The organism is Proteus sp. CD3, from assembly GCF_008808075.1.
In the GTDB taxonomy this organism is placed as follows: domain Bacteria; phylum Pseudomonadota; class Gammaproteobacteria; order Enterobacterales; family Enterobacteriaceae; genus Proteus; species Proteus appendicitidis.
Map to the genome: position 1 here is coordinate 707,063 of NZ_CP019686.1, position 11,628 is coordinate 718,690.

Annotated in this window: 11 protein-coding genes and 1 tRNA gene; 5 read left to right on the forward strand and 7 right to left on the reverse strand. The window is 35.2% G+C overall.

Features of this window, described 5'->3' with window-relative positions; genetic code table 11:
• Window positions 1-67: 67 nt before the first annotated feature.
• The gene (locus BTA34_RS03090; RefSeq protein WP_151434459.1) at window positions 68-886 is read right to left on the reverse strand and encodes a purine-nucleoside phosphorylase; all 819 of its coding nucleotides are present in this window, start codon (window positions 884-886) and stop codon (window positions 68-70) included.
• Window positions 887-1,090: 204 nt separating this feature from the next.
• Between BTA34_RS03090 and BTA34_RS03095 the strand changes: the two genes are divergently transcribed.
• Window positions 1,091-2,287 (forward strand): ROK family protein, encoded by a 1,197-nt coding sequence (locus tag BTA34_RS03095; protein WP_151434460.1) that lies wholly within the window; start codon window positions 1,091-1,093, stop codon window positions 2,285-2,287.
• A 269-nt stretch (window positions 2,288-2,556) separates the two neighbouring features.
• The gene (locus BTA34_RS03100) at window positions 2,557-3,441 is read left to right on the forward strand and encodes a helix-turn-helix domain-containing protein (protein ID WP_151434461.1); all 885 of its coding nucleotides are present in this window, start codon (window positions 2,557-2,559) and stop codon (window positions 3,439-3,441) included.
• Here BTA34_RS03100 and BTA34_RS03105 read toward each other — a convergent pair.
• Window positions 3,435-4,691 (reverse strand): Zn-dependent hydrolase, encoded by a 1,257-nt coding sequence (locus BTA34_RS03105; protein WP_151434462.1) that lies wholly within the window; start codon window positions 4,689-4,691, stop codon window positions 3,435-3,437. The genes BTA34_RS03100 and BTA34_RS03105 overlap by 7 nt on opposite strands.
• A gap of 754 nt (window positions 4,692-5,445) precedes the next feature.
• On the opposite strand from BTA34_RS03105, the gene BTA34_RS03110 reads away from it, so the two are divergent.
• A complete protein-coding gene (locus BTA34_RS03110) occupies window positions 5,446-6,249 on the forward strand; it encodes a DUF4225 domain-containing protein (protein WP_151434463.1) in 804 nt (267 codons plus the stop codon).
• Window positions 6,250-6,647: 398 nt separating this feature from the next.
• On the opposite strand, the gene BTA34_RS03115 is transcribed toward BTA34_RS03110, so the two are convergent.
• The 5 genes from BTA34_RS03115 to mutY all read right to left on the reverse strand — a co-directional run bounded on the left by BTA34_RS03115 (window position 6,648) and on the right by mutY (window position 10,363).
• Entirely contained in the window at window positions 6,648-7,121 is a 474-nt protein-coding gene (locus BTA34_RS03115) for an Hcp family type VI secretion system effector (RefSeq protein ID WP_151434464.1), read from the reverse strand.
• A gap of 438 nt (window positions 7,122-7,559) precedes the next feature.
• Window positions 7,560-7,635 (reverse strand) — tRNA-Phe (locus BTA34_RS03120).
• A gap of 251 nt (window positions 7,636-7,886) precedes the next feature.
• Window positions 7,887-8,957: a membrane-bound lytic murein transglycosylase MltC gene (mltC, locus tag BTA34_RS03125; RefSeq protein ID WP_151434465.1), complete on the reverse strand. Its 1,071-nt coding sequence runs from the start codon at window positions 8,955-8,957 to the stop codon at window positions 7,887-7,889.
• A gap of 63 nt (window positions 8,958-9,020) precedes the next feature.
• Window positions 9,021-9,293 (reverse strand): oxidative damage protection protein, encoded by a 273-nt coding sequence (locus BTA34_RS03130; RefSeq protein ID WP_098943971.1) that lies wholly within the window; start codon window positions 9,291-9,293, stop codon window positions 9,021-9,023.
• Window positions 9,294-9,322: 29 nt separating this feature from the next.
• Window positions 9,323-10,363 carry an A/G-specific adenine glycosylase gene (mutY, locus tag BTA34_RS03135; RefSeq protein WP_151434466.1) on the reverse strand — a complete coding sequence of 347 codons (1,041 nt, stop codon included), beginning with the start codon at window positions 10,361-10,363 and terminating at the stop codon, window positions 9,323-9,325.
• 216 nt (window positions 10,364-10,579) lie between these two features.
• Between mutY and trmB the strand changes: the two genes are divergently transcribed.
• Both trmB and BTA34_RS03145 read left to right on the forward strand, forming a co-directional pair.
• A complete protein-coding gene (trmB, locus tag BTA34_RS03140) occupies window positions 10,580-11,299 on the forward strand; it encodes a tRNA (guanosine(46)-N7)-methyltransferase TrmB (protein ID WP_109373894.1) in 720 nt (239 codons plus the stop codon).
• Window positions 11,299-11,625 carry a YggL family protein gene (locus tag BTA34_RS03145; RefSeq protein ID WP_023581025.1) on the forward strand — a complete coding sequence of 109 codons (327 nt, stop codon included), beginning with the start codon at window positions 11,299-11,301 and terminating at the stop codon, window positions 11,623-11,625. Before trmB ends, BTA34_RS03145 begins: the two co-directional genes overlap by 1 nt.
• Window positions 11,626-11,628: the final 3 nt, after the last annotated feature.

An 11,628-nucleotide genomic window follows, 5' to 3' on the forward strand; every position in this document is an offset into this window, starting at 1 on the left:
GGAATATTGATTTCAGTGGAGCATAGGCAGCTATCTATGATCCACTTTTTCTTTTATTGATAGAAAGTTATAAACGAGCGATCACTTCACTGATAAGTTTTAAGAAGGTGGATTTTACGCGTTCTGCTGTTTCAATGACTTCATCATGGCTAAGAGGCTGTTCTAAAATCCCACAAGCCATATTGGTTAAGCATGAAATACCAATGGTATCAATACCTGAATGGCGAGCAATGAGTGCTTCTGGAACGGTTGACATGCCTACGGCATCTGCACCTAATGTTCTTATCATGCGAATTTCTGCTGGCGTTTCATAAGTTGGCCCTGTCCACCATGCATAAACACCTTGGCGTAAGGTAATGTCTTGCTCTTTGGCAATATCAATAACAATTTGGCGCATGGCTTTGTTATAAACTTCACTCACATCAAGAAAACGAACACCTAATTCAGGGTTGTTTGGTCCAATCAGTGGGTTATTTGCAGTTAGATTAATATGATCCGTAATTAACATCAGATCACCGGGGTTAAAATCTGTATTTACAGCGCCACATGCGTTAGTGATAATCAGTTTTTCCACACCCAGAGCTTTCATTACACGAACAGGAAAGGTGACTTCATCAAGTGATACACCTTCGTAGTAATGAAAACGACCTTTCATGGCAACAACCGTTTTTCCTGCAATTTTACCAATCACTAATTCATTAGCATGCCCCACAGCCCCTGACGCTGCAAAGTGTGGAATGGTGTGATAAGGAATATGTACGGCATCTTCTAATGTATCGGCAAAAGGACCTAAACCTGATCCTAAAATGATCCCAATGGTTGGTTTTTCTGTGGTTTTAGATTGAACAAATTCTTTTGCTTTATTAATTTCAGAAACTTGATGCATGACTCTCTCCTGTGTAAATCGTCATTACGTTTTAAATAGTGGTTGAGAGTACTTTGCCTGATAAACAGAAATGAACAACTCACTTTTTCTCATTTTGAGATTAAGATCATGTTGTTTGTTTTGATTAAGGAACTATTGCTTTTTTTACAGTAAGATAGCGATATCCCTCTTTTGCTAATCAATAATTTAATAAAGGATGTCGCTATGCTATTGAAAAATTTAAAAGAACTTCAGTCTTCTAAGACTTCAAAAGCATTGAAACTTAAAAGCCTTTACAAATTAGTAGCAGAAAATGGACCAATAAAAACAGAGACACTGACCGAATTAGCACAAATGAAGCCCGCGACTTGCGCCCGATTATTGGACGAGCTAAATGCTCTTCAATTAATTACTACTGCAGAATTAGGGGAATCAACGGGAGGGCGGAAACCTATTTTGTATAATATTAATACAGAAGGGGTGTTTTTAATTGGTATTGAATTAAGCAAAGTCTATTCAACTATTGTGTTAATGGACTTAAAACTTAATATGCTGGATAAAATCAAAATATCGCCAGAGCCTTATTTATCTGCATATCAGATGACAGAGAAGCTATTACCTAAAGTTGATGCCTTGTTATTAAAAAATAACATCAGCTATGAGAAAGTTTTAGGATTAGGAATTTCTATTGAGCATGTTGTCGAACATCAATTGGCTTCCAAATCCCTTGATAAAGAATTCTGCGAGCTAGAGACACTATTACGTAAAAAAATTCCTACTTACGTTACCGTGGGTAGTGGAGTACATTTTGCCGCTTTAGCTGAATTTCGTTTGTATTACCGCCAAAAAACACAACGATTTTTATTTACTTCTTGTGATACCGAAGTAAGAGGATGTGCCATTATCAGCAATCAGTTTTTAACTGATATCTCAGCGACTATGAATTGTTTTGGCCATATGACGATTGATGTAAAAGGACCATTGTGTGAATGTGGCTCTTATGGTTGCTTAAATACATTGTGCTCTTTAGATGCTATAAAAAATAATATTATTCATCAGATAAGGCGAGGGAAGCACTCTTTATTAACCTCTCTGGTCAGTACTGATGATGAAATTAATTACCATACTATTTTTCAAGCGATAGAAATGCGAGATCCTTTGTGTATTGATGCATTAGAAGAAGCAGCTTATTACTATGGGCTTGCTATCGCAAATACGATTTTAATGCTTCAACCTGATATTGTTGTTTGTGGTGGAACATTAATACCTAAATATACGTTTTTTGCTACCGTTAAAAAAACGATTGAAACTAAACTCGCACTTTTCCCAAATATAAAAACAGAAGTTTATCCAGCAAGTCATGCTTATGAAATAGTTTCTCAAGGCGCGGGTGCAATGGTATTAGAGCATTTAGTTAATTAAATAATGAAAAGGCGCTGTAATATCAATTACAACGCCTTTTGTTTTTTTATTGTTGTTTGTTACTGCTTTAACCCTGGTGAGGTTACCTGCTAGGAGACAGGTTTATTGATATAGACTAACTTTTTACTGCAAACTTCTTTTATTTACCTCATTGTGAGGAAGGTGATTCTTTTTATTTTGGGTTTAATTTAAACTATCTGAACTAATATCTTATCGTTGTGCCGTTACTTTACCCTGGTACTTTGTGCATTTTGGAGCCAATTATAAATATGCCTTACATACCTAGAGAAAAAATAGATTACCAATCCATTGGCTATCGCTTGCGCGCTTACCGCATAGCCTCTTCATTAAAAGCTGAAGATGTAGCAGAAAGCTTAGGTATTTCTCGTGCTGCTGTATATCGGTTAGAAAAAGGCGAAATTGTTAAAATTGAGACACTTGATAATCTTGCTAGATTATTAAATACCTCGCTAACCAGTTTGTTGGGCATCAATACTGAATATTATTCAAGTGCAAATGGCTTTTTTGAACGAATGCGCCAACTTGAAACTCAGTCTTCACATATTTACACCCACTTTGAACCTTTCTCTTACTTATTAACTTCAGATTGTTATGACAAAACATTAGTTGAAATGCTAACAGAGGCATCACCTTTAAATCTTTTGTCTGAAAAACAACAAGAAGTTTTGTCTATTTTAAAAGAGCGTAAAAAACATCAGTCCTTACATTCACCGCATATTTATAACCTTATTAGCCAGCAACAAATTGAAAAATTTCTTTATGTTGGCATGCTAGGTTCGGTTAATTTAACTAAAACACTGCAACAAGAAAGAAAAGAACGAGCAAAAAATGAAATTCTTCATCTAATTGAAAAATTAGAACAAAAAAATAGTTATCTTAATATTGCAATCATTTCAGATACTATGCCGTCTTTAACTTTCCAATTATTCTATCAAGAGAAAGTGCCTCTTTCTTTGGCCGTTAGCCCGTTCCGTTTAGGTGAATTCCCTAATGTCAGTACGGGCATTGCCACTGTCACCTCTTCAACTGAGGCAATATTTCAATATCAATCACTCTTTGATAAATTGTGGTTAAAAGCAACCAAGGGGAATGATGCAATTAACCTTTTAAAACAAATAGTGAGTAATTATTGATTTGCTAATGTGCCTAATGTTTCTGCTAATAAATCTGCAGCGACAGCTATATCACTAAATTCGGTAAATTCATCAGGATGATGGCTAATACCGGCAACTGACGGTGTAAAGATCATCGCCGTTGGATAAAGTGACGCCATATTCATTGAGTCATGACCTGCACCACTTAACATAGTCATGTAGTCTATATTGTGTTTTTGGCATAAACTTTCAATGACTTGGCAAATTGAATCATCTAATTTGACTGGCGATTCAGCAGAAATTGGTTGAACATCAATAGTAACGCCAAAATCTTTTTCTGCTTTTTCAACACTGTTATTCAAACGTTGTACGACACGTTGAATACTATCAGTATCAATACCACGAATATCAACAGAGAATTTTACTTGTCCTGGAATGACGTTCATGGAGTTCGGAATAACATTAAGTTTACCCACTGTACCTACCGTGCCATAAACGGCTTCAGTACATGCAGCACGGTTGATATCGGTAATAATCCCAGCACTTGCCACTAACGCATCTTGACGTTGATACATAGGTGTTGCACCAGAGTGATCCGCATGACCATTAACAGTCACTGAAAAACGGGTTGGTGCTGCAATACCATTAACAATACCAATAGTTTTTTTGTCATTCTCTAGGCGTTTGCCTTGCTCGATATGAAGCTCTACAAAGGCACTAAAACGATCTTTTTTGATTACGCAATTATCAAAATTATCATGCTGATAGCCTAAAGATTTTAAAACTTCAAAGAAGTTATTGCCGTCATCACCTCTATTTTGTTCCCAACGAGCTTTATCTATTTTTCCTGTTAATACTTTACTGCCAATACATGAAAAGCCAAAACGGCTAGATTCTTCTGCGCGGAAAACAACAAGCTCCAAGTCACGTTTAAGTTGTTGTGGCTTGTATTGCATTAAGGCATAAAACCCTGCAATAACACCCAAAGCGCCATCATAAGCACCGCCTTGAGGAACTGTATCAAGATGAGATCCAGTACCTACTGCAGGTAGTGAACGATCTTTACCTGGTAAACGTGCGTAAAGTGTACCAATACCATCACGATAAACTTCAAGACCCGCTTCTTTCATTAAACCAGCAAGGTACAGATGTGCTGCTTCATCTTCTTCGCCATAAGCAATACGAGTGATCCCTTTGCCACTGTTATCTTTTTTATAAATTTGCATTGTTTCAATTAATGCTTTCATATCATTAATTGAGTAATGAGTCGCTGCATCTTGTTGAGTCATAAGAGAATTCTCCCGTGGTTTCTGTAATATCCCTTTGTCTAAAAAATGAGACGATTTAAGGATTAAAAAAGCCATCTTCAAAGATGGTCACTGTTTTTATAATCATTGCTTATTATATTTACTGCTGAAGCTATATTTCGTCAATGACAATTAAGGTGAATTTCATATTCTGTGAGGTAGGTATTAATTAAAAAGAGATATATAGCAGGAGTATTTCTCAAATGAATTTAAATTGTATTATAAATGTTATAAAAGCGATCGCTTTTTTATGTTAAGTATATTTAAAATTATATTTTAAATTTCAAAATGAAAATAAGAATTATTATTGGTAGTGAATTTATTATTTTAAGAGTTATTTAAATTGTGATTTATATACTAATAATAAAAGATAATTAAAAATACCCCTGAGTTTTTTGTATTAATAATATATTAGTTCTTATATTAAATAACATTTATAACATTATTAGGGGGGTGTTGGGTTTTCCGTTAAATATCATAAATAATATGTAAATATAGGGAGGTCTTTATATAAAATTATTTTTCTAATTATTAAAATAAATAATGACCTATCTTATATATTTAGATTTATAGTCTATTTATCTTATTGCTTTAGTTAAATGGACTTTTATCTCTCTGCTAAGTAGAAAACTAAATATTCACTATTGATAAGAATTATTAAATATTACACTATAATAGCCGATAATTTGGATGAGATATTACTTAAGTTTTTATTTTAAATAAGGATGTGAAAGAAATGACTGAGTATGAACTAGACTATAGTTATAGCGATGTATATAGAGATACATTAAGAAGAGAATCCAGTTATTTAAGAAAAATAGCAATGAAATTTGCCTATCAATATATTGGTGATTCTTTTGCAAGAATGATGTTCTTAAATGATATAGAACAACTGATTGCTAGAACAGAGTTAGAGGTAAGCAGTTATTGCTTAAGTTTATCAGCAGGGTTAGATAATATCTCAGATGAAATTGAAAGGTTAGAGTTACAGGATAATTTACTAAGAAATCGAAGCGTAATGCAATATGCACTTTTTGAAATAATACGTAAACAAGAAGAAAGTGAGGAAAATAATAAATTAACACTCAAACAAGTAGGTTTTGTCAGCGGAGCAATGCAAATATATGGAGGGGGAGCTTCTTGTGTGGGATCTGTCGGAACATTATGCAGTAGTTTAGGGGTTGGAATGGTATCTCAAGGTGTAAATAGTATGATTGAAAATGGATATTATTTATTATTTAGAGAGGAATATAGCGGACCTGTAAGAAACGGATATAGAGCAACATCTAAAGCTTTAGGTTATGGTGATAATGAAGCGGATATATTTTATAATGTGGTTGATTTAAGTTTATCTGGTGCATCACTACTAAAACCGGTTCTTAAAGAAGATTCATGGAAGTTATTTCATTATATTAAGAGTGATTTTATAACATCATGGCAATCAATGGGGCGATTATCACTTACTTCTGAGTTTTTCTTTGATGGTGTGACCTTCTATTCTACATACGATTTATATAAGGAAAAAAATAAAAGTGAATGATTTTGATGTGTTATCACCTTTTCCATTTGGCTGGTTGGAACTTTTTCTATTCTATCTATCTTCATTTCTATTATTTTATATTCTATATAAATTGCAGATTTATCTTCTTAATAAAGAGAGTAGATTTTTAAATTTAATGTATCTTATATTTATTTATATTGTTGGTAGTAGTTGTCTTATTATATTTAAATTTGGTGATAAATTTTTTATTGGTGAATTATTTATAAGATCTGGTAATAAAGATATTATTCGCTATAGCTGTCTCTTTTTTGCACTTTACCTTTGTATATCACTGACATTTGGTAAAAAAAAGTAATTTATCATATTGATATTTTATGAAATATAGATTTAATTAATGGTGAATCAAGATATTAAATTCACCATTAAATTTTCACTAATTAACTTAGTTCAGAAATACTATACCCAGACGTTCCTGCCATTATATGGTTACAGGTGATACTTTCATATTGTATGGTGATAATTTCGCTAGGTAATGAATTACTTTGAGTTAAGGTACTTGCATGTATTTGTGAGTAATTGACAATAGAAGCATTGGTTAAAACAACCGTCATATATTTCTCTTGGGCGCCGGTATGAGAAGTTCTGTAGTAATCAATTTCACATTTTAAAATTTCGTTATTTGTAATTGCCGTAATTAGTAATGGTGTCGATTTATCAACATGTTTGGTTATAGAAAGAGGGGCATGACTTAAATTTTGTCTTCTTGATATATCAAATGTGGACGCTATAACTAATATTTCATTTAAGTGAGAACTCTGATATTTATTGCCAAGTGAATCGTATGAAGAGCATCCTGCTGAAATATTACCCTGAACATTTCCATTTATTCTTAAATAAATATTATTAGACATTAATTATTTTCCTTTTTATATAATTAAACTTCATGTTTATCTAAAGCTAAATTTACTTTAAAGTTAATCTTATTAGATTAATTTATGTATTTATTATATTTAAAAATAGATAAATTACTATCTATGTATTGTGGCAATTTATATGGTGCAATCACTAGAATGTAATCTTTAAATACATTGATTAAAGTGTTGATAACTTGCGAGATATATTAGAAGCAGAATTGATGTGATGAAAATAACAGGAGGAGTATCAAGATTTGACAGTGATTAGGAAAGAAAGTAAAAGTGACAAATAAAAAAAACAGCCTTGATTGAGCAAGACTGTTTATTCAAAGCTTTTAATAAATTTTAACAACAGATAACTTACGTTAAATTTGTGTCTTATCTTAGCTTTTTTGCCCTCTCAGTGATTTAACTCACTGACGAACAAATGAAAGATGGTGCCCGAACTCGGAATCGAACCAAGGACACGGGGATTTTCAATCCCCTGCTCTACCGACTGAGCTATTCGGGCAACGGGGCGTATTAAACCCGATATCGCTTTGCTCGTCAACGTTATTTATCACAAAACTGCTCGATTGCTGTTTTTTTAAACTCATTGGTTAATAAAACGCTATTTATCGCGAAGGAAGCGTAAAAATCAAGCTAAAGGCTTTTGCAATATTCAAAAAATACATGACGATAAAACGGTTTATTAAGTCTCAATAACAAAAAAGCTTCCCCAAATTCATTGAGGAAGCTTTGTTTTTTTAGATTAAGTAACAACTAACGATAGTTGCGTTGAGCTGTGCTGACTTTCTCAAGATAACGACGAGATTGGTCGGCAGGGTGCTTATTACGTAATGTGGAATACACCTGTGTTGGTTCTAAGTTGTTAATCAGGGCTGCCGCTTGTTTCTTATCGTTATGGAATATCCGTAACACACTACCGGCACCACCGTTGTAAGCCTGTATAACAGCATAACGGCGCGAAACAGGATCTTTGATATCTCCAAGATAACTATTTTGCAGTATTGAGATATAAGCTGCACCTGCATCGATATTATTAGCAGGATCAAATAAGTAGCTACGACTTGGTTGCCCTGATTTCCCTTGCATCCTGAATACATCTCGCCCTGCGGTTGCTGGCATGATCTGCATTAAACCTAGAGCATCAGAACTACTCACGGCATATGGGTTAAAACTGGATTCAATTTGCATAATTGCCAAGATCAGTGATGGTTCAACCCCATATTTAGCCGCTGCTTGTTGAACTAACGGTAAATATTTGTGAGCACGCTTATCAAGGTGATTAGGAACAAGGTTAATGGTGACATACCAAATTGTATTTATACCAGATTGACGTTTTTGTAATTTATTGGCAATCAGATAATCTGCAAACTTATTGGCTCGCCATTCCCAGCGTATAGGTTGTCCCGTATTATCAAGAACCTGCCCAGATAAAAACGGTTCAGAGCTGTGAGGAATATTATTAACGTCAGAGTAGAGGTCAATAGAACCCGGATCTTCCCCCATTAATAACGTTGTGACTATCGCCTTATGCAATTGGAATTGAGGTGCATCATCACCTAAAGTTTCTATCGTAATGGTACCTGCTTCAAAATTAATATGGCTACGTGTTTTATAAGCATTGGTATATTTTACGTAATCTTTAGGACCTGCGATTAATACTTCCTTCATACCCCAAATCATTTCGATATTATTGGCAAATTGCCCCATAAGAATATCGAACGCATTGGTGTCCTTTGCGTAATCGGGTTCAAATGTTTTTGGTGCTTGGCTACTACATGAAATGAGTAGAGGGGCGATAATTAGCAAGAGAAGGATTTTTTTCATGGTCAATTGCATCGCTATGGTGAATAAAATACCAGAGCCTTAAAGGCTCTGGAAAAGTGAATATTATTTTTCAGGTGGTGTGTAGCCGTCAATATGAACATCATGACCTTCGAATAAAAAACGCACCATTTCTTGTTCTAATAGTTTGCGATCATCAGGATTCATGGTGTTAAGTTTTTTCTCATTGATAAGCATGGTTTGTTTGGTCATCCATTGTGCCCATGCTTCTTTTGAGATCTCATTGAAAATGCGCTTTCCAATTTCTCCTGGGTACAACTGAAAATCAAGTCCATCAGCTTCTTTGTTAAGGAAAGTACAAAAAATAGTTCTGCTCATAATAAATCCTCAATATCGCAGGTATTAGCTTAGGCTAATTGTCTAAGTAAATTCTCTACAGGTGCTGCTAACCCTACGGTTGCAGGAGTCTGTAAGTTATACCAAAGTCCTTTTTGCTCCTCCATCATAGAGGTAAACGCTGAGAGTTTTACGCAAATTGGCACAATATCTAAATGAAAGTGGCTAAAAGTATGTCTAAATGAAATCAGTTGTTCTGATTCATTATTATCGAGTCCATGCTCATTTAACCACTGTTCTAAAAATGCTTTTGTTTCAAATTGAGGAAAGGCAAATAACCCACCCCATATTCCTGCTGGTGGTCTTTTATCTAACCAAACAAGATTATCATATTGTAAAATAAGAAAATAAGTTGTTTTTTCTGGAATAACTTTTTTCGGTTTTTTCCCAGGATAATCAGACCAATTGTTTTGAGCATAAGCGATACAGCCAGTATTTAATGGGCATAATTCACATTTAGGCTTACTTCTTGTGCAAACCATTGCACCTAAATCCATCATTGCCTGATTAAAATACTCTACACCTTCAGTTGGGGTGACGTTTTCGCTGATCTCCCACAATTTATTTTCAACCTCTTTTTTACCCGGCCAGCCTTCGACAGCATAGCAGCGTGCTAAAACACGTTTCACATTACCATCAAGAATCGGGTAAGGTTTTTTCAGTGATAACGATAAAATAGCACCAGCGGTTGAACGTCCAACACCAGGCAAGGCACAAACGTCCTCAAAGGTATCAGGAAATTGCCCTTGATGTTTATCTACAATGTGTTGTGCGGCTTTATGTAGGTTTCTGGCTCTTGCGTAATAACCAAGCCCTGTCCATAAATGAAGCACTTCATCAAGTGGCGCTTTAGCTAATGCGCTGACATCAGGAAAACGTGTAATAAAACGCTCAAAATAAGGAATAACAGTGGCAACTTGGGTTTGTTGCAACATTACCTCAGATAACCATACGTGATAAGGCGTTTTTTCTTGCTGCCAAGGGAGCGTTTTACGCCCATACTTGTGATACCAACTGAGCACGACTTGCGAAAATTGCGGAGCTTCCATCATGTTTTATTTTATTAACTCATGTTCTGATTAAGGTAAGATTGCACCACAGAGAGAATAAACTGTAAACACTCTTAATATTTATCTTATAGAGTGATGCTTCTGTGAGTGACTCTTGCTAAACTTAGTGATCTTTGGATAATGTCGGTTAAGTTGCACTATAGCGACATTATAACGATCTTAAGTAAATAATTGGCCTAACGACTGACAGTATTAGACATGATCAAGAATGTAATTTCTCCGGAATTCAATGAAGAAGGGCGTGCTTTACGACGCGTTCGTAGTTTTGTTCGTAGACAAGGTCGTTTAACACCTCGTCAAGAGCAAGCATTAGAAACACAGTGGCCTGTCTTTGGTATTGAGTATCAGCCGGAACCCATCGACTTCAGTCAGGTTTTTGGACGCGAAGCGCCTGTAATTTTAGAAATTGGCTTCGGCATGGGCGCATCGCTCGTGACTATGGCAAAAAATACACCAGAAAATAATTATTTCGGTATTGAAGTACATGCACCGGGTGTTGGTGCTTGTCTTGCAAATGCGGAAGAAGAACAATTAAGTAATCTGAGAGTCATGTGTCATGATGCGATTGAAGTGCTCAATCATATGATCCCAGATAATAGTTTAAAAATGGTTCAGCTATTCTTTCCTGATCCATGGCACAAAGCGCGTCATAATAAACGCCGTATTGTTCAAGTGCCTTTTGCAGAATTAATTTTAAAAAAATTAACGTTAGACGGTGTTTTTCATATGGCGACAGATTGGGAACCATATGCAGAACATATGCTTGAAGTGATGACAAGTGTTGAAGGTTATCAGAATTTGTCAGAAACTCAGGATTATGTACCACGACCAGAAACACGACCTGTGACTAAGTTTGAAAAACGCGGTCATCGTTTAGGGCATGGAGTCTGGGATCTTATGTTTAAGAGGGTAAAATAATGGCTAAACAACGTAGTCGCCGCTTACGCAAAAAAATGCGTATCGATGAATTTCAGGAATTAGGTTTTTCAGTTAAATGGACTTTCCCAGAAAATACCCCAATTGAGGAAGTAGATCGCTTTGTTGATGAACTGATCCTCAAAGTTATTGAGCCAAACGGGCTGGCATTTGATGCAAGTGGTTACCTGAGCTGGGAAGGCTTAATCTGCTTACAACAAATTGGTAAATGTACAGAAGAACATCGCCAATTAGTCGAAAACTTCCTCAAAGAAAGCAAAATGCAAGATGTACAGACCTCTGAACTATTTGATGTTTGGTGGGATTGATAG